Consider the following 21,945-nt stretch of genomic DNA (forward strand, 5'->3'; position numbering starts at 1 on the left):
TATTAACCTATTGTAAAGTTGTCATTTACTTAATACATATTAAACTTATGAATCACTAAACCCCCACTCTAGGTCAATAGAATGGGGGTTCTTTATGATGTTTTTACATATTAAACCGACAAAAAAGCCGCACTCATGACGAGTACGACTTTCATTTACCGATTAATTTTTTCTGCGGCGGCTACTTACTAAGAATGCTGCGCCAATCAATGCGGCTAAACCGCCTACAAGGATTCCACTAGATTGTGTTCCTCCTGTATTTGGTAAGGCTTTGTGATGTTCAGAAGCAACGGGTTGTGTAGTATTGCTATCTTGTTGCGTTGATGTTTGTGTCCATTGTGCTTTGTTATTGTGATTTAAGTGTTCATAAGAAGTTTGGGTGTTATTCTGTTGATGTGTTGATTCATTAGACGTATCTTCAGATGTTTGATCTTCTTGCGTTGTTACTTGCTGTTCTTCTAATAACACATTGTCAGATGATACTTCTTCTTGCGATGTGTTGTCTTGATGTTCTTCTTTATTATCTGTTTTAGCTTCTTGCTTAACTTCATTATCACTTATTTTATCTGTTGATGTTGTATCAGAAATTAACTTGTTAAGTGTATTTTCGTCAACTTTTTCTTGATGTGTTGGTTCTGGATGTTGTTCTCCTGTCTCACATTTTTCTGATGAAATTTCATTCTGAGTTGTATCTGAATCTTGTGCTGAATTATCTTCAGTAACTGCTGGAATTTCAATATCCTCTAGGTTGTCCAACTCTGAAACCAAGTTACCTTTTAGTTCAGTTGGTAATTGATTAATAGCAGTTTGAGCAGTTTCTTTTGCGATGTTCGCTTTTTCTTGCGCAATCGTTAGAGTCGCTTGTTCCTCTGACTGTACATGATGATCTGAAATGACTTTTTCGAGTTCAGATTGGACTGCTTGGTTTGCTGATATCGCTTGATTTAATGCCGCTTCAGCATTACTTACCCACTGGTCTTGAATATCATTCGCTCCATTCGCATTAACATCATTGATTTCAGGAATGTCTATCCCTTGTAATTGTGCTAATAACTCTGGTAATTCACCTTTTAATTCAGTTGGCAATCCCTCTACTTTTGTTTCTGCAACTGTTTTCAATGTTTGTGCGTGTTCTTGTGCTGACTTTAATAATGCTTGCTCTTGTGGTGTCACTAAGTTGTCTGAAACCGCCATATCAAATGTGGCATGCGCTGCTTTATCCGCAAGTTCTGCTTCTTTTACTGCCACTTCGGCATCACTTAACAACTTATCTTGAATATCATTCGTTCCATTCGCATTAACATCATTGATTTCTGGGATGTCTATACCTTGCAACTGTGCTAATAACTTTGGTAAGTTGCCTTTTAATTCACTTGGCAATGCCTCTACTTTTGCTTCTGCAGTTGTTTTTAATAATTGTTCGTGTTCTTGTGCTGACTTCAATAATGCTTGTTCATGTGGTGTCACTAAGTTATCTGAAACCGTAGAAGTGAATTGCTTTTGAGCATTCATATCAGCTGCTTGCGCTGTCTTTACAGCTTCTCTTGCATCATTAATTAATGCATCTGTGTTGTCTTCAATACCATTTTCATTACGATCATTAATTTGCGGTAATGTAATACCTTTTAGTGCTGCTAAATCATTAAGCAGATGACCTTGAAGTGATGATGGTAAGTGGTCCACCTTCGCTTTTGCTTGTGTTTTCACAGCTTCATAAATAGCTTGTAATTGAGTTAATTGTTCGTACTCGCTTGGCGTAACTAAGCTATCAGCAATAATGTCTGCTTGTTTTTCTTGCAGCTTAGCATCCATAGCTTGTGCGACTTTGACAAACTCTGTTGCCTCAGCTAATGCTGCATCATCTACATCCGCAATATCGTTGGCATCTTGATCATTGATGACTGGAACTGCGATACCGTGAAGTTGATTTAAACGCACTTCAAAAGGTGTTTGATACGCTTTTGGTAATTGATCAACAACTTGTTGTGCTGTATTTTTAGCACCTTCGAATAAAGCTTGATGTTGCGTTAATGTTTGATGTTCTTGTGGTGTAATTAATCCATTCTTTGTTGCTGTAGCAAGTTCAGTTTGTGCTGATTGATTCAGTTCTTCAGCTTGAGCTACACGTGTTTCTGCTTGTTCAAGCAATGTATCAATGTCATCTGAAATGCCATTACTATTTTGATCATTGATAGTTGGAATTGTGATAGCTTGCATCTGTGCTAAAACATTCAACAATTCATTTTTCACTGCTGTCGGCACTTTGCTTTGTTGAATTGTCTCAGTTGCTTGTGCTATTGCTTTTTCTGCGTTGTCTTTTGATTTGACTAATGCAGCATGTTCTTGTGGCGTAATTAATGAATCAGCATTCGCTTTTGTTAAATCCTCTTGTGCTGTTTGATGTGCTGATTTAGCCTTTTCCATTAAATCTTGTAACGTTTGATCTAATGTATCTTCTACATCATTATGGTTACGATCATTAACTGTTGGTACTTCAATACCTTTTAAAGCATCTAACATTTTCAGCATATCGCCTTTTAAGACCTCATCTACTAATGCAACTTTTTCTTCAGCGTTATTTCTTTGTACTAAGAATGCTGTTTGAAGTTCTGATAATATGTGCTGTTCATCATCATTGATAAGGTCATTATCTAACGCTGTCTCTAACCCGACCTTCGCCACATTTTCAGCTGCTTGTGCTGCCTTAATTGCTTGTAATGCATCACTAATCAATTGATCTTGTTTATCATTGATGCCATTTGAATTAGCATCATTTGTTTCTGGAATTTCAATTTCTTTTAATGCATCTAATTGCGTTTGGAACTCTGGTCTCAAACTTTCCGCAATCATGTCCACTGCCTTTTGTGCATAATGTTTAGCTGTTTTCGCATAATTAGCTTGATTGTTTAATTCGAACTGTTCTTTTGGTGTAATTAATTGATCTTGTTGAATTGTTTCTAGTTGTTGTTGTGCTTTTTCATTAGCATGTTTTGCTTCATCAATTAAAGCCTGAACAGCTGCTTTTAACGCATCTGTATGATCATCAATATGGTTATTATCTCGATCGTTGACTGTTGGCAAAGTGATTTCATTAATCGCATCTAATTGTAACTGTAATTCTTTTTGGTACGCAGCTGGTAATGCATCAATTTGTGCTTGGGCTGCTGCTTTATTCGCTTCAACTAAATTCTTAGCACCACTTAAAGCTTCTAATTCACTAGGATTAATTAGGCCGTCCTCTGATGCTTTCTCTACTTTATCTTGTGCTAATAGTGCCATCTTTTTAGCAGCATCAATTAATTGTTGTGCTTTATCTATCAATGTATCGACGTCATCACGAATGCCATTATGGTTTGCATCATTGATAGTCGGAATAGAAATACCTGTTAAAGCTTGTAGTTTTTCTGGTAAATCTTGTCTGTATTGACTTTCAACTGCTTGTAGTTTTTCTTCAGCAAGTTCTTTCTTTTGTTTAAAGTCTGCTTGTAACGCATCCAATTGTGCTTGTTCATCAGGGTTTACCACACCATCTGCTTGAACTTCTTCTAATGTTGTTTGCGCTTTTGTTTCAGCTGCTTTGGCTGTTTCGTAAGCTTTGACTGCTTCATCAAACAATCTATCTTCTTTATCAGGAACACCATTATGATTTTCATCGTTGACTTGTGGTGTTTCAATCGTTGATAAGGCATCAAGTGCTGCTTGCAATGCTTGTTTATCAGAACCTGATAACAATGCGTTCACTTGTGCTTGTGCATCTGCTTTTTTAGCTTCTGCGACTGTGATTGCTTCTGATAATGCTTCGCTTTCTTCTGGTGTAACAAGCGCATCTTTTTGAATAGCTTCAGATTGATCTAAAGCGTTATGATATGCTGCTTTCGCTGCTTCAACCGCTTCTTTCGCCTTATCAATTGCTTGATCTACGTCATCACGAATGCCATTGCTGTCAGTGTCATTAATGTCAGGGATAGTAATTCCAGTTAAGGCTGCAAGTTGTTGTGGCAGGTCACTGCGATATGCTTCTTGAATCTTATTTATCTTTTCGTTTGCTAATGCTTTCTTTTGTTCAAACTCTGTTTGTGCTGTTGATAATACCTGTTGTTCTTTTGGATTGATGACTTCATTTGGCTCGAGTGCCGCAGCTAACATGTCTTTGGCTGCTTGGTCTGCTGTTTTAGCTTCTTTCAATGCCGCTTCAGCAAAACGAATTAATAAATCTTCTGAATCAGGAATATTATTGTTGTTTTCGTCATTTACTGGTGGAACAACTAAATCAGGATATTGTCTTAAAACGCTGAGTAATTCTGCTTTTAAAGGTGTCTCATTCGATAAGTTATGCACATCCGTGAAGGCAATCATTTTCGATTCGTATGCTACTAATTTGAATGGTCTTAATGATTCAATTTCATCTGGATTAACCAAACCGTCATCTTGAATAGCTAAAATAGCATCTTTTGCTGCTTTATCAGTATCAATAACTTTTTGTACAAGTCGTCTGAGTTCAGCTTCTTTATCATCCGGTACACCATTACTATTTGTATCGTTAATATCCGGAACCTCAATTCCAGTTAAGGCTGCAAGTTGTTGCGGCAATGTGCCACGATACATCTCATCAATCGCATTAACTTTATCATTAGCTGCTTCTTTCTTCGCTGTAAACTCATCTTGTAGTTGTGAAAGTGCAGCGTGTTCAGCTGGATTAACAGCTTGATCTGCTTGTGCTTTAGTTAATGCATCTTTTGATTTTTCATCTGCCGCTTTAACATCTTTCAATAAATCTTCGGCTTCTTGAATCAACTTATCTTGTTCATCTGGGATGTTGTTTTCATTGTTGTCATTTACAGATGGAACTGTAATACCTGTTAATTGTGCTAAGCGATCTAATAATGGTTGGCGTATGTCAGATGGTAATTCGTTAACGACTTTGTTAGCTTGCGCTTTGGTTGAAGCGGCATCATCTTCAACTGAAGTTATATCATCTAATTCTTTTGGTGTAATTAACTGGTCTGCTTGTGCCGTTTTTAAATGTGCTTGCGCAGTTTGGTCTGCTGCTTCCGCTTTTTCAACTAATTCTGTTGCTGCTTTTAATGCTGCTTGTTTTATCTTCTCATCTTCATCATCTGGTTTACCATTAGCATCGTTATCATTTACTGCAGGAACTGTAATACCTGTTAATGCTTTTAATTTCCCAGGTAATACACCTTGATATAACGGATTCACTGCATCTAAAGCTTGTTGTGCTTCTGCTTTTCTTGCTTCAAAACCTTGTTGTAAGTCTAACAGTATTTGATGTTCCTCAGGTGAAACAGCTTGATTCTCAGTTACTTCTGCTAATTTTGTTTTCGCTAAACCATCCATTGCTTCAGCAAACGTAATTGCATCCTCAGCTGCTTTAATCAATGGTTCTTGAGTATCTAAAATATCATTACTGTTTGTGTCATTAATTTCCGGAACAATAATGCCATCTAATTTTTCTAACTCTTTTTCAAATGGTGTACGCAATGCTTCAGGCAATGCATTAACTACCTCTGTTGCTTCCGCTTTTGTTGAAACTCCTGACTTCTGACCTTCAGTTAACTTTTGATGTTCTTCAGGATTAATCAACTTATCTGCAGTTGCCTCTGTTAATTGATGTTTCGCTGCTGAATCTGCTGCCTTTGCTTTATCCAATGAGGCTTGTGCTGCTTTAATTAATGCATCTAGTTCAGCTTGATCAATATCATCTGATTTGCCATTGTTATCTTTATCATTCACATCAGGTACAACAATGCCGTTTAATGCTTCAAGTTGTTTTGATAATGCATCACGATGCTTCTCATCAATTGCATTGATTTTATCGTTAGCTGCTTCTTTCTTCGTTACGAAATCTTGTTGTAGTTGTTCTAAGTTGTCATGTTCTGATTGGTTGATAGCTTTATCTGCATCTGCTTTTGCTAATTCATCTTTAGCTTTTTCATCAGCTACTTCAACTTCTTTAATAGATAATTTAGCCGCTTCAATTAATGCATCTTGTTCGTCTAAGATGTCGTTATTATCGGCATCATTCGTTTCTGGTACTGCAATACCATTTAACTTAGCTAATCTTTCTAATAACGGTGCCTGTAATTCTGAAGGTAAAGCTTTAACCGCTTCATCTGCTGATGCTTTTGTTGTGTCTGCGTTGTCTTTTGCTGCAGTTAAATCTTGTTTCTCTTGAGGTTTGATTAAGTCATCTGCTTGAGCTTGTTGTAATTTTTCCTGTGCTGCTTGATCTGCTGCTTCAGCGTTCTTAACTAATGCTTCTGCATTCTTAAACGCTGCTTCTTGTTTTTCTTTTGCATCTTCAACATCTGGTTTACCGTTGGGATCGTTGTCATTAGCTTCTGGTACGTTAATGCCTGTAAGTTGATTTAATTTTTCTGTTAAAGGTGTTTGGTGCTGCTTTTCAATTGTTGCAATTTTATCTTCTGCTTTTTGTTTTTTAGCTTCAAACGCTTGTTGTAAGTTTGCTAAGTTGTCATGTTCTTCAGGTGTAATTGCATTGTTGACATTCGCTGCTTCTAATGATGATTTCGCCTTGTCTTCAGCTGCTTTTGCTTCTTTTAATAACGCTTCTGCTTCAGCAATCAATGCATCTTGAGCATCTAGGATGTTATTACCATTGGCATCATTTGTTTCTGGTACATTAATACCATTTAACTTATCTAATCTCTCTAACAATGATGCTTGTTGATCTTGTGGCAATGCTTTTACTGTTGTATCTGCTGTGGCTTTTGTTGTGTCTGCATTATCTTTTGCAGCAAGTAAATTTGTATGTTCTTCAGGCTTAATCAAATGATCTTCATTAGCTTGTTGTAATTGTTCTTGCGCACTTTTATCTGCCTCTTCTGCCTTCTCAACTAACGCTTGTGCATATTTCAACGCTGATTCTTGTTGTTCTTTTGCATCTTCATCATCTGGTTTACCGTTGGCATCGTTGTCATTTACTGCAGGAACAACAATGCCTTTTAATGCTTCAAGTTCAGTCGGTAAATCACCACGATACTTTTCATTAATTTCTTTAATTTTCTTGTCAGCTGCTTGTTTCTTCGCTGTGAAATCTTGCTGCAGTTTTTCTAAGTTGTCATGTTCTGATTGACTAATAGCTTTGTCCGCGGTTGCGTTTGTTAATTCTTCGTTTGCTTTTTGATCGGCCGCTTTAACTGCTGCTAGTAAATCTTTAGCCTCCGCAATTAATGTATCTTGGTCATCAGGAATGTTGTTGCCATCAATATCATTAATAGATGGAATTTCGATGCCATCCAATGCATTGAGTTCATCTAATAATGGTGCTTGCAGATTTTCTGGAAGTAATCCAACTAAATTTCGTGCAGTTGCGTTCGCCTCGTCTTCTTGATTTTCAACTACATATAAACCATTTAATTCTGATTGAGAAATTACTTCGTCTTGTTTAACTTCAGCTAATTTATCTTGTGCTGCCTTATCAGCTTTTTTAGCTACTTCAATAGCTGCTTTAGCTTGTTCTAACAATTGATTGATTTCTTCATTATCAACCGTATCTGGTTTTCCATTGTTATCAGTATCATTAACATTCGGTACTTGGATACCTTTTAATGCATTGATTTGTTGTAATAGTTTGTCATTGTATTTAGAATCAACCGCATTCGCTTTTTCAATAGCCGCTTGTTTTAATGCTTCGAATTGCTTTTGCTCTTCTGTTAATTTCTCATTTTCCTTTTGATTAATTGCTTGATTTTCTTGTGCTGTTGCTAAATCAGAAACCGCTACTTTCTCAGCATTTTCAGCCAATTTAATAGCCGCTTCCGCTAACTTAATTAACTCATCTTGGTTGTCTGGAATACCATTTTCATTTTTGTCATTAACTTCTGGTACAACAATTCCTTTTAAGACATTCAATCTATCTGAGAAATCTTGCTGTTGGTCTGATGGCAAAGTTCTAACTGCGTCTTCTGCTGTTTTCTTAGTTGAAGCTGCTTGTTCTTTTAGTGCAGTTAATTCTGTGTATTCTTGTGGCTTAATCAATTGATCTTCGTTTGCTTTTTGTAACTGTGATTGTGCAGTTTGATCTGCTGCCTCAGCTTTCTTAACCACATCTTCTACATTCACTAAAGCTGCTGCTTGCTGTTCCTGTTCATCTTGTTCATCTGGTTTTCCATTGTTGTTCTTGTCGTTCATTTTTGGAATTTCAATGCCAGTTAGCTTATTCAATTTTTCTATTAAAGGTGATTGATGTTTCTCATTCACTGCTTTTATTTTAGTTTCTGCCGCTTTTTTCTTAGTTTCAAATTCTTTTTGTAGTGCAGATAAATTATCATATTCAGTTGGAGAGATAGCATTATTTTCGTTTGCTGATTCTAATTCTGCTTTAGCTTTGTTTTCGGCTTCTTGTGCTTCTTTTAACAGTTGTTCAGCCTCTGCTATCAATTTGTCTTGATCATCAGTGATTGAATTATTATTTTCATCGTTTACTTCAGGCAATACAATATCAGTTAATTGATTTAATTCGTCTTGCAATTTTGCCTTTAAACGTTCTGGTAATTGATCCACTTTCGCTTGAGCATCATTTTTCTTGGCAGTTGCATTTTGAATTTCATTTTTCAAGTTATCTATTTCGTTCTTACTGACAAGTTGATCTGCAGCAATTGTTTGAGCAGTAGTTTTTGCTTGCGCATGAGCTCTCTTAGCTTCTTCTACAGAAGCGGTTGCTTCTGCCATAATTTGTTTATCAATTTCATTCTTCAATTCATCTGAAAGTTTGAGACCAACTGTTTGATTATCTGTTACAAGATCTTCAACGTGCTTTGTTCCATTATCAAATGACCACTTCACTGGAACGTTTAATACATTTCCATCGTAATATTCTTTTAATCGTGTCCACTTTTCTGAATTTGAGGTGATATCTTCAGTTGTTAAGTTATGTTTCAAAGCGATTGAAGGCGTGTAAGTTTTATCATAAAAAGTGGGGTTTTTTAAAGCGGTATTACTATTAGCGAAAATAACTTTGTTTGTATTATTCTGTTTTACAGTAAAGAAAGTATTATCAGACTTCGCCACTGCAACAATGTCTTGTGGAAACTCAGCTGATATTTCAATTTTGCTTGGCAAAGTAGCTGCCTGGTTTACTTCTCTTGTTGGAATATACTGAGTAATTGTTACTTTCGCATCATCGCTACCTGTTGGATTATCAATTTGAACTGTATAAGGTTGTACCGGCACTAGTAAGATACCTTTTACATGAAACGCTGTTCCTGAAGCTTGTCTTCCAGTCATACTATAAGTTAATTCGCTCTTATCTTTAAAAGTCGCAGTTACTCTATTTGGATAATCTTCAACAGGTCCTTTTGGACGTTCACCTGTTGAAATAATGATTTTATTATCTTTTAATTCTAAATTAGCTGTTGCTTCTGAAGAAGGCTTATTACTAATATACAGTTCATTGATTTCATTTTGGTTAAAAGTGACGGACTTTCTAACATCTATAGCTTTGTTTCGATCATAATCATCAAGGTCGTAAATATTTAACAATCCACTTACTGGATGTAAATGCTCATTAAGCTGTTTTAAGCCCTCTATTACAGAAGTAATAGATGTACCTTTAGAATTTTTATTATAAAAATCGTCTAACTTTGCTTTATCAACATGAGACAAAAACTTAATGTTAGCTGTTGCACCGCCACCGTCTTGAGAAGTCATTGATAACATGTCTCGACCTGAAGTAAAGAAATACCTTTTATTAGTCGGAAACTTTCTAGATGGTTCATCCATTTTGACATGTACCAATGCATCTACTTTATGACCATTTGCTATACCTACGTTGTTAATATATACATAAGCTTCTGGTTGATTGTCATCGAGCGTAATATAATCACCTAAATATGCATGAATACTGCCACCATTTGTTGTTGTAGTTTTTGTACTTGTCACTGTTTCTTTATTTGTCAGGAATGAATAAGCTTTACTGTCGCGTTCTTTGAATTTAGGTGAAAAATCAATATAATCTGGCGCAACTTTTTGTCCTGGATTACTAACTTTTTTCACTAAATTGCTGCCAGTATAATCAATGATTTTCCCACTATATGTTTCGTTATTGACAGGGGCTTCAACCGTTTCTGGGTCTAATGAACGTTTAGCTCGTTTGTTTGTTGTTGGATTGGATTTTGATGGTTGCTCGATCGTTGGTGTTGATTCTGGAGTTGTAACTTTATCTGTTTGTTGTGCTGATTCTGGTTGAGGTGCGTGTTCTATTGTTGTTGGTTCTTTGGATGTTGTTTGATTTGGTTCTGGATTATGAAGTGCAGTGTTTTCAGAGGCAGGAGCTTCTGTTGTTACAGGTGGTGTAACGACTGCTTTGTTTTGTGTCTCTTGGGTATGTTGAGACTTTGTGTCTGAGTTAGGTTTGGGTGCTTCAGACTGGGTTTGTGCGGTGTCTGTACTTGATGTTTGTTCTTCTGCTGCTTGGGCATCATGACTGAGTCCAAACATGAATGTTGCTCCTACAAGGATAGAAGCGGTTCCTACCGTAAATTTACGGATAGAGTACTTGTTTTGCTTATTAGGCAAAAAATCAAGTCTGCGATTAGGTTGTTTCATAGTTGTTCCTCCGATGTGTCTTTGTCTATATGCTGAGTGTTCTATTTCTAAAAAAATCAGTTCCTAACATACTCGTGTTAAGAGAACAAAATTTATATTAACTGATTTTCTTTGAAAATAAATAGACATCAAAGGAATAGTAAAAAAAGTGCATGTTAAAAGTAAAAAAAGTGTAGACAATGGATATCACAGTAAAGTTTAGTTGTTTGTCCCTTCCAAATACGCCAAAGCTTCTCTATAAATCAATTCAGATATCGTATTTTCTGCACTTTTATAATACTGAGCTTGAATGATAAATTCACTAGGACTCATATGAAATTGATTTTTGAAGTTCTTCAAATAAGTACGATAACTCGTAAAATTATATTCTTTCCATAACTCATATTCATTACCGCGAATTAATAATTCTTCAGCTAATTTATAAAGCTTAAGCCGTCTCACATATTCATTAAAGCCTATCTGCATTTCTTCTTTAAACTTTCTTGAAAGAAAACTACTGTTAACATAAAGAACTTGTGCGACATCACTCAACTTTAATTGCGCTTTAAAGTTATGATTCACATGTGCAACAGCCTTCAATACATTCTCATTATTCGTGAAATTAAAAATATAGCTCTCACTTTCACTGTAGTAAATGTGCAGATAATTAATCAGCTTAATGATATTGATATCTGCCATAAATAAATCCTCTTCATACATAAAGCGAATATAATTCATAAACGCCTTTTTCATACATAGTTTTGTTTCAGCTGTTTTAGTAATGTTCCGCGCATTTCTTAAGTAATATTTATTAAAGTGAACTTTGTTGATAGAGAGGCAAACCATGCTGCCATTGATACTTTGAATCTGTGAATATTTCATTTCTGGTGTTGTCACAAAGATATCGCCCGTTCCATATTCTAATTCAATTTCATCGATGGTTACTTTAGCTAAACCACTTATCACAAAATAAACAGTAATGTATTGGTTATCATGCATTAAATCAAAATTACATACGGATGAAGTAAAAATATTGTAGGTGTAGTCCATAATTGATTCTCCTATCGAGTCATTTAATTTAAGAAATCGTTGCTAAAAGAGAGATTAAAGAGGTGGTTAGAAGTGAAATAAAAAGATTGAAACAAACAAAGCCTTGTTTGTGATAGGAATTAAAAGGGACGCTCATTAGCGTTAACTTCACTTATCATATCGTATAAATTTTAATAAATGAATACTTTTTGCTAAATTAAATTGTACTTAATATCAAAATCAGGGAATTCCCCATATGTATAAAAAAAGGCCGCACCCTTTAAAAAGGTACGACCTAAAAACTGTTTACTATTTAGTTTTATTTATTGTCATCGTGGTTACGACGTTTTCTGAATAACAAGATTGAGCCAAGGGCTGCGAACAATCCTCCAAATAATACGCCGCTATTTGTAGTTTCTTCACCAGTATTTGGTAATGCTTTAGCAGTTGATTTTGCTTTTTTAGCTGCTTTATTTGAATCTGTATCTTTCGCTTTAGATACTTCAACTTTAGTTGATTGATTGTTGTTATGAGTATGGTTTGTTGTGCGATCTGTTGATACTTTAGTTTTTCCTTCGTTCGGACTAGGAGTACCTTCTTTATCACCTACAACAATCGCAGTTGTTGATTTAGAAACATTGCCTGCATCATCAATCGCTACTGCAGTTACTTTATCGCCAGTTCTCAATGTTACACCAGAAGGAACATCTACTGACCAAGTACCATCTTGTCCCACTTTAACTGAAACTGTTGTTCCATTAGGGAATGTTACTGTCACAGTTGTACCTGGTTCAGCTGTACCTGTGATGACTTTATCACCTGTGTGAATACCATTCACAACTGGAGCGTCTGGTGCAACTGTATCTTTAACTGGTGCTGCTGTTTCTTCTGAAACATTACCTGCTTCATCAGTAATTACTGCTTTAACAGTATCGCCGACTTTCAATGTTACTGTTGATGGAACATCTGCTTTCCAATTACCGTCTTTATCGACTTTAGTTGATACAGTAGAGCCGTCTGGGAATGTTACTGTCACAGTTGTACCTGGTTCTTTACCAGTTCCTGTAACAATTCTATCGCCAGCTTCAATTGGGTTCACAACTGGTGCTTCTGGCGCAATAGAGTCATGAACTGTGACATTCACTGTTACATTTTCAGTTGAACCATCTGGATATGTGACTTGAACTGTAACTGTTACAACATCGCCTTCAACCGCATCTTTTGGTGCTGTCACTGTCACTTTACCTGTATCAGGATCTACTGTGACTGTCCAATCTTTATCCACTCCAGATTCTTCAGGGATTTCGAAGCGTGTACCAGTAGGTACTTCATCTTTAACTTGAGGAATCTCGATAGATTCGCCTGGATTTACTTCAACATCATTATAACCCGGGTTATAAATATCAGCATCAGGTTGTGGATCAACAGTAATTGTGACATTTACATGGTCTTTTGTGCCATCTGGGTAAGTCACTGTTACTGGGACATCATAAGTTCCTGGGATTGAACCACTTGGAATTAATGATGGGTCATCCACTGTAACTGTATATGGTTTTTCATTTTCTGGGTAACCTGGAACTGTCACTTTACCTACAACTTCATCAATTGTAGTTGGAGTGCCAAATGGTTTTTCAATCGGTTCTGTTGTTGGTTCATAAGTGTCAGAGTCTTTTGGTCCTACAACAACTTTCACAACAACATGGTCTGTTGAACCATCTGGATAAGTTACGGTAACTGTTACATCATACTCACCTGGTGTTTGACCATTAGGTAATTCTGATGGATCGTCTACTGTAACTTTATAAGGGTCATCCACTTTAGAATATCCAGGTACAGTTACTTTAGAAACCACATCATCAATTGTAGTCGGTGTACCATATGGTTTTTCTACTGTTTCAGTAACCGGTTCAAAGACATCTGAGTCTTTTGGTCCTACTGTTACTTTAACTGTCACATGGTCTTTTGTGCCGTCTGGATATGTCACTGTTACTGGGACATCAAATACGCCTGGTGTTTGGCCATCTGGTACTTTAGTTGGATCATCTACTGTTACTACTGGTGTACCTTTGTCTGTTGGGAAGTTTGGAACTTTGACTTTGTCTTTCACTTCTTGTTCTGTTGTACCTTGACCATATGGTTTTGTGATCGGTTCTGTTGTTGGTTCGTAAGTGTCTGAGTCTTTCGGTCCTACTGTTACTTTCACATTCACGTGATCTTTTGTGCCATCTGGGTAAGTGACTGTCACTGGTACATCATATTCGCCTGGTGTTTGACCATCTGGTACTTTTGTTGGGTCATCTACTGTTACCACTGGTGTACCTTTATCAACCGGGAAGTTTGGAACTTTGACTTTGTCTTTCACTTCTTGTTCTGTTGTACCTTGACCATATGGTTTTGTGATCGGTTCTGTTGTTGGTTCGTAAGTGTCTGAATCTTTCGGTCCTACTGTTACTTTAACTGTGACTTTATCAGTTGTTTTATCTGGGTATGTCACCGTTACTGGAACTTCGAATTCTCCACTTGTTTGACCATCTGGGATTTTAGTTGTATCCACTGTAATTACAGGTTGGTCGCCTTCTTTAGGGAAGTCTGGAATGCTTACTTTACCTTTGACTTCGTCTTCTGTAGTTTTTGAACCGTAAGGTTTTGTGATTTCACCAGTTGTTGGCTCATATTTATCATTTTGTGGTTGTGGATTTACTGTCACTTTCACATTTACATGATCTTTTGTGCCATCTGGATATGTCACTGTAACCGGAACATCAAATACGCCTGTTGTTTGGCCATCTGGTACTTTTGTTGGGTCATCTACTGTTACTACTGGTGTGCCTTTATCTGCTGGGAAGTTAGGGACTTTGACTTTGTCTTTCACTTCTTGTTCAGTCGTACCTTGACCATATGGTTTTGTGATTGGTTCTGTTGTAGGCTCATAAGTGTCTGAATCTTTTGGTCCTACTGTTACTTTCACATTCACGTGATCTTTTGTGCCATCTGGGTAAGTGACTGTCACTGGTACATCATATTCGCCTGGTGTTTGACCATCTGGTACTTTTGTTGGATCATCCACTGTTACTTTTGGTTGATCGCCTTCTTTAGGGAAGTCTGGAACTGTTACTTTTCCTTTGACTTCATCTTCTGTAGTTGTTGAACCGTAAGGTTTTGCGATTTCCCCTGTTGTTGGCTCGTATTTATCATTTTGTGGTTGTGGATTAACCGTAACTTTAACTGTTACATGATCTTTTGTGCCATCTGGATATGTCACTGTAACCGGTACATCATATTCACCTGGTGTTTGACCGTCTGGTACTTTTGTTGGATCATCCACTGTTACTACTGGTGTACCTTTATCCGCTGGGAAGTTAGGGACTTTGACTTTGTCTTTTACTTCTTGTTCTGTTGTACCTTGACCATATGGTTTTGTGATCGGTTCTGTTGTTGGTTCGTAAGTGTCTGAATCTTTTGGTCCTACTGTTACTTTAACTGTGACTTTATCAGTTGTTTTATCTGGGTATGTCACCGTTACTGGAACTTCGAATTCTCCACTTGTTTGACCATCTGGAATTTTAGTTGTATCCACTGTAATTACAGGTTGGTCGCCTTCTTTAGGGAAGTCTGGAATGCTTACTTTACCTTTGACTTCGTCTTCTGTAGTTTTTGAACCGTAAGGTTTTGTGATTTCACCAGTTGTTGGCTCATATTTATCATTTTGTGGTTGTGGATTTACTGTCACTTTCACATTTACATGATCTTTTGTGCCATCTGGATATGTCACTGTAACCGGAACATCATATTCGCCTGGTGTTTGACCGTCTGGTACTTTTGTTGGGTCATCCACTGTTACTACTGGTGTACCTTTGTCTGTTGGGAAGTTTGAAACTTTGACTTTGTCTTTCACTTCTTGTTCTGTTGTACCTTGACCATATGGTTTTGTGATCGGTTCTGTTGTTGGTTCGTAAGTGTCTGAATCTTTCGGTCCTACTGTTACTTTAACTGTGACTTTATCAGTTGTTTTATCTGGGTATGTCACCGTTACTGGAACTTCGAATTCTCCACTTGTTTGACCATCTGGGATTTTAGTTGTATCCACTGTAATTACAGGTTGGTCGCCTTCTTTAGGGAAGTCTGGAATGCTTACTTTATCTTTAACTTCGTCTTCTGTAGTTGTTGAACCGTAAGGTTTTGTGATTTCACCAGTTGTTGGCTCATATTTATCATTTTGTGGTTGTGGATTTACTGTCACTTTCACATTTACATGATCTTTTGTGCCATCTGGATATGTCACTGTAACCGGAACATCATATTCGCCTGGTGTTTGACCGTCTGGTACTTTTGTTGGGTCATCCACTGTTACTACTGGTGTACCTTTATCTGCTGGGAAGTTAGGGACTTTGACTTTGTCTTTCACTTCTTGTTCAGTCGTACCTTGACCATATGGTTTTGTGATTGGTTCTGTTGTAGGCTCATAAGTGTCTGAATCTTTTGGTCCTACTGTTACTTTCACATTCACGTGATCTTTTGTGCCATCTGGATATGTCACTGTAACCGGAACATCATATTCGCCCGGTGTTTGACCATCTGGTACTTTTGTTGGATCATCTACTGTTACTACTGGTGTACCTTTATCTGCTGGGAAGTTTGGAACTTTGACTTTGTCTTTCACTTCTTGTTCTGTTGTCGGTGTGCCAAACGGTTTTGTGATTGGTTCTGTTGTAGGCTCGTAAGTGTCTGAGTCTTTTGGTCCTACTGTTACTTTCACATTTACTGTGTCAGTTGTTTTATCTGGGTAAGTCACTGTGACTGGAACTTCGAATTCTCCACTTGTTTGACCATCAGGAATTTTTGTTTCATCTACTGTTACTGTATATGGTTGACCATTTTCTGGATATCCTGGAACTGTTACTTTATCTTTTACTTCATTTGGAGTTGTTGTTTCACCATAATGTTTAGTTATTTCTCCTGCTTTAGGATCGTATTTCGCATTATCTGGTTGTTCTCCAACAGTAACTTTGACTGTTACTTTGTCAGTTGAACCATCTGGATATGTCACTGTTACTGGAACATCAAATACGCCTGTTGTTTGGCCATCTGGTACTTTTGTTGGGTCATCTACTGTTACTACTGGTGTGCCTTTATCAGCTGGGAAGTTAGGGACTTTGACTTTGTCTTTTACTTCTTGTTCAGTTGTCGGTGTACCGAATGGTTTTGTGATATTTTCAAATGTTGGTTCATAAGTGTCTGAATCTTTCGGACCTACTGTTACTTTCACATTTACTGTGTCAGTTGTTTTGTCTGGGTATGTCACTGTGACTGGAACTTCAAATTCTCCACTTGTTTGACCATTAGGGACCTTAGTCGTATCTACAGTAAGGACTGGTTGATCACCTGTTGTTGGGAAGTTAGGGACTTTGACTTTGCCTTTAACTTCATCTTCAGTCGTTGGTGTGCCAAATGGTTTTGTGATCTCGCCTGTTGTTGGCTCGTATTTCGCATTATCTGCTTGATCACCAACTGTCACTTTAACTGTAACTTTATCAGTTGTTTTATCTGGATATGTCACTGTTACTGGTACATCAAATACGCCTGTTGTTTGACCGTCTGGAACTTTAGTTGGATCATCCACTGTTACCACTGGTGTACCTTTGTCTGCTGGGAAGTTTGGAACTGTGACTTTGTCTTTTACTTCTTGTTCAGTCGTTGGTGTGCCGAATGGTTTTGTGATTTCGCCTGTTGTTGGTTCGTATTTATCTTTTTGCGGTTGTTCGCCAACTGTCACTTTAACTGTGACTTTGTCAGTTGTTTTATCTGGGTATGTCACCGTTACTGGTACGTCGAAGACACCTGGTGTTTGGCCATCTGGAACTTTTGTCGGGTCATCCACTGTAATTGTTGGTTGGTCTCCTGTTGCTGGGAAGTTAGGGACCGTAACTTTGTCTTTCACTTCTTGTTCAGTTGTTGGTGTACCAAATGGTTTTGTGATTTCCCCTGTTGTTGGCTCGTATTTCGCATTGTCTGCTTGATCACCAACTGTGACTTTAACTGTAACTTTGTCAGTTGTTTTATCTGGGTATGTTACTGTTACTGGTACGTCGAAGACACCTGGTGTTTGGCCATCTGGAACTTTTGTTGGATCATCCACTGTTACTACTGGTGTACCTTTGTCCGCTGGGAAATTAGGAACTGTGACTTTGTCTTTTACTTCTTGTTCAGTCGTTGGTGTACCAAATGGTTTTGTGATTTCCCCTGTTGTTGGCTCGTATTTCGCATTATCTGCTTGTTCGCCAACTGTAACTTTAACTGTTACTTTGTCAGTTGTTTTATCTGGATAAGTCACTGTTACTGGAACATCAAATACGCCTGTTGTTTGACCGTCTGGAACTTTAGTTGGATCATCCACTGTAATTACTGGTTGGTCTCCTGTTGTTGGGAAGTTAGGGACTGTGACTTTGCCTTTCACTTCATCAGGAGTCGTTGGTGTGCCAAATGGTTTTGTGATTTCACCTGTTGTCGGTTCGTAAGTTTCTGAATCTTTTGGTCCTACTGTGACTTTCACATTCACTGTGTCAGTTGTTTTATCTGGATATGTCACTGTGACTGGAACTTGGAATTCTCCAGTTGTTTGACCATCAGGAATCTTAGTTGTATCTACAGTAAAGACTGGTTGGTCTCCTGTTGTTGGGAAGTTAGGGACTGTGACTTTTTCTTTCACTTCTTGTTCAGTCGTTGGTGTGCCGAATGGTTTTGTGATTTCCCCTGTTGTTGGCTCGTATTTCGCATTATCTGCTTGATCACCAACTGTCACTTTAACTGTAACTTTATCAGTTGTTTTATCTGGATAAGTCACTGTTACTGGAACATCAAATACGCCTGGTGTTTGACCGTCTGGAACTTTTGTCGGATCATCCACTGTAATTACTGGTTGGTCTCCTGTTTTAGGGAAGTCTGGAACTGTTACTTTGCCTTTGACTTCATCAGGAGTTGTCGGTGTACCGAATGGTTTTGTGATTTCGCCTGTTGTTGGCTCATATTTATCTTTTTGCGGTTGTTCACCAACTGTAACTTTAACGTTCACTTTATCAGTTGTTTTATCTGGGTAAGTTACTGTCACTGGAACATCGTATACGCCTGGTGTTTGACCATCAGGTACTTTTGTTGGATCATCTACTGTTACCGTTGGTGTACCTTTATCTGCTGGGAAGTTTGGAATTGTAACTTTGTCTTTCACTTCTTGTTCAGTTGTTGGTGTACCGAATGGTTTTGTAATCTCGCCTGTTGTTGGTTCATATTTATCTTTTTGCGGTTGTTCGCCAACTGTCACTTTAACTGTGACTTTGTCTGTTGTTTTGTCTGGGTAAGTTACTCTCACTGGAACATCGTATACGCCTGGTGTTTGACCATCAGGTACTTTTGTTGGATCATCTACTGTTACCGTTGGTGTACCTTTATCTGCTGGGAAGTTTGGTACTGTAACTTTGTCTTTCACTTCTTGTTCAGTTGTTGGTGTACCGAATGGTTTTGTGATCTCGCCTGTTGTTGGTTCGTACGTATCTGAATCTTTTGGTCCTACTGTGACTTTCACATTCACATGGTCTTTTGTGCCATCAGGATATGTCACTGTCACTGGAACTTGGAATTCGCCTGTTGTTTGGCCATCAGGAATCTTAGTTGTATCTACAGTGAAAGTAGGTTGTGGTCCTGTTGTTGGGAATTTTGGTACTGTAACTTTGTCTTTTACTTCTTGTTCAGTCGTTGGTGTACCAAATGGTTTTGTGATTTCACCTGTTGTTGGTTCATATTTATCTTTTTGCGGTTGTATTTTACGAACAATTAAAGAATCACCTGAAATGACGTTGTCGCCAGATACAAGTAATGCCGTATAAATTTCACCATCTTTTGCCCCTGACGGAATAGTAAAGGCGCCTAATTTTTCGCCTTCTTTAATTGTGTAGAAATCTTTTGTTGTATGAACAACTTGACCTGCACCGTTAGTCCATACAATATGTGTTGGCAATGCTGGAATCGTTTTACCGTCCAATTTAATTAATGCTTTACTACCTGGAGAAGCAGGTTGTGTTGTTGTATTAAAGTTTGTAATATCTAATTTTGGCGCTTGGCTTGGACTTGTAACAACTGCAAAGTTTACGTTAGCCCATTGTTGCAATCCTGGATATGGAATAGCTTGTGGTGAAATAGAAGGCGCTGAGTTAGGTCTTCTAAATTCTGGTGATGTATAAGCTGAATAAGCTTGTACTAAGTTACCTTTTGGGTCTGTAACAAATCCATATAGATAATCCATTTGCATACCAGTTGGGAATTTTATCGCATAAGCTCCTCTACTGTCTGTAGTAGTTTGAACAGTTGATGCGATGTATTCAGGATGTTGTGATAATAAACGTTTTGCGGCGGCTGGTCTTTGGTTAGTTGGTAAACTTTCCACTTGTTGTCTATATGCACTCGCTCCAGCTGCTGTTAATGTACTGAATACAACATGGTAGTTGCTCGCAACTTTATCTCCAAAGTTAGGATTAAACACAGGACCTGTCGCAGAGTTGGCTTTATCTCCACCTGAACTTTCAAGCCATACTTTACCACGTACTGAATTCATTCCGTCTACTGCTAATATACCTGGGTCACCAGGACTTGCGTTTGATGTTGACCATTGATTCGCATCTTTTGTCATATAATGTGCAGATGGAATGACAGACATATAAATACCTGTACGGCTGACGTTTTTACCTACAACCGGTACTTGACCTAAGTTACTGCCTGTAAATGTATTTACGAACGCACCTGGGAAGTAACCGCCAGCTTGACGTAACATTGTAGCTGTATTGCCTTCTGGAGTTTTGAAATCTTCAATCCAGAAACGGTATTCTTGGCCTTCATGCGCAGTATAAAGATGTTGTTTACCTGTCGCATCTGTCCATCCTTTTCTTAAATCAAAGGCGTATGCACCGGGTCCATCTTGTGCTGCATCATCACTTTTGTTGTTATGTGTATAAGCCACATAAATTGGAGATACACTGCCATCTTGGTCTTTCCATTGTAAGAAAACTGGTGTATTTACAGGAACTGGCAACATACCATTACTACCTGTCGCCAATGTACCTGTTGATGTAATCCAAGCACGACCAGAAATCAAGTTTGCTTTATTAATTTCATCTGAACCTGAACGGACATAACCATTTTTAATCGCATCTGCTTCAATAACTTCTGGATCATTTGGTAATGTAGCCGCATATTTCACAATGTCAGGGCTGCCTGCTACGTGTTCAGCTTCTGTCGTTAAACCTTCACGAACTGCAGGTTTAAACCATACATCATATTCATGAGATAATTGATAAATTAAAGCTTGTTGAATTTCTTCTGGTGTCGCATTGCTATCTAAATTCAATTCTTGAATTAGAGCTTGTGCATCTTCTATTGAAACACCTGAAGATTGTGCATAAAATTCAGCAGCTGTATTCAAGTCTTGAACTTGTTGGATTTCTAAAGTAGATGTTGGTACTTCTACTTTAGGTGCTTCAACTGCTTGTTGAACCTCTGCTTTGTTTTCAAGTGTTGCTTTTTCTGCTGAAACCACTTGCTGTTTTGATTCTTGTTGGTTTGATGTTACAACTTCTGCTTTTTGACTTGTTTCTTTAACAACTACCTGATCGTCAGAAGTTGTTTTTTCTGTTGAGGCTTTACTTTCTGTCGGTTGAGGTGCTTCAACTATAGCTTTTAATGTTTCTTTTACATCATCTGTTTTCACTACTTCAGATGATGTAGAATTTGCAGTTTCATTTACAACTGCATCTGCATGATTCACTTCAACTTTCGTGTCTTTGTTTGGAGTTGCTGCGTTTTCTGTAGATGTTGTTGATTGTTCAGCTGCTTGTGCATCTTGTGTATCTAACCCGAAAAGTAAAGAAGCTCCTACTAGAATAGAAGCGGTACCTACTGTGAATTTCCGTATAGAATATTTGTTTTTTCTATCGGGTAGAAAAGATGCTTTTCTCTTAGATGTGTGTTCGTCTTTCAACCTAGACACTCCTTAAATTAAATTTGGGCATACATCATAATAACGAGTACACTTTAACTTAACTCTCGTATTTCTATTTATAATTGTTAAATTGAGCCCCATCACAACAATATATGGTGCCATACAGATTATACCACCTATCTAATTGTACGTAATAGTATTTTTACTCACTTTACTTATATCGTTTTATAAAATGCGGTTGTAATACTAGTTTTGCTATACTGATTCCGAACGTAGCATTTGAATAATATGCATAATAAATGATTAAAAAATTGTCAACGCTATTAATTTTTAAAACACAAATAACTGATTGGCTACAAAAAAGGAAT

General features: G+C 37.6%; 3 protein-coding genes and 1 pseudogene. All 4 read right to left on the minus strand.

Annotation, left to right across the window (positions count from 1 at the left end; all coding sequences use genetic code 11):
• Positions 1 to 162: 162 nt before the first annotated feature.
• Positions 163 to 10,479, minus strand: coding sequence for a GA-like domain-containing protein (locus ACFCT9_RS08715; RefSeq protein ID WP_412521646.1), 10,317 nt, complete (start codon positions 10,477 to 10,479; stop codon positions 163 to 165).
• 8 nt (positions 10,480 to 10,487) lie between these two features.
• Positions 10,488 to 10,587, minus strand: a pseudogene (locus tag ACFCT9_RS08720) (YSIRK-type signal peptide-containing protein); the annotation flags it as partial.
• A 198-nt stretch (positions 10,588 to 10,785) separates the two neighbouring features.
• A complete protein-coding gene (locus ACFCT9_RS08725) occupies positions 10,786 to 11,616 on the minus strand; it encodes a hypothetical protein (protein WP_412518637.1) in 831 nt (276 codons plus the stop codon).
• A 298-nt stretch (positions 11,617 to 11,914) separates the two neighbouring features.
• The gene (locus ACFCT9_RS08730) at positions 11,915 to 21,616 is read right to left on the minus strand and encodes a Rib/alpha-like domain-containing protein (protein ID WP_412518639.1); all 9,702 of its coding nucleotides are present in this window, start codon (positions 21,614 to 21,616) and stop codon (positions 11,915 to 11,917) included.
• Positions 21,617 to 21,945 lie beyond the last annotated feature (329 nt).

The sequence above is a fragment of the Staphylococcus simulans genome (genome assembly GCF_047037175.1).
Taxonomy (GTDB): domain Bacteria; phylum Bacillota; class Bacilli; order Staphylococcales; family Staphylococcaceae; genus Staphylococcus; species Staphylococcus simulans_C.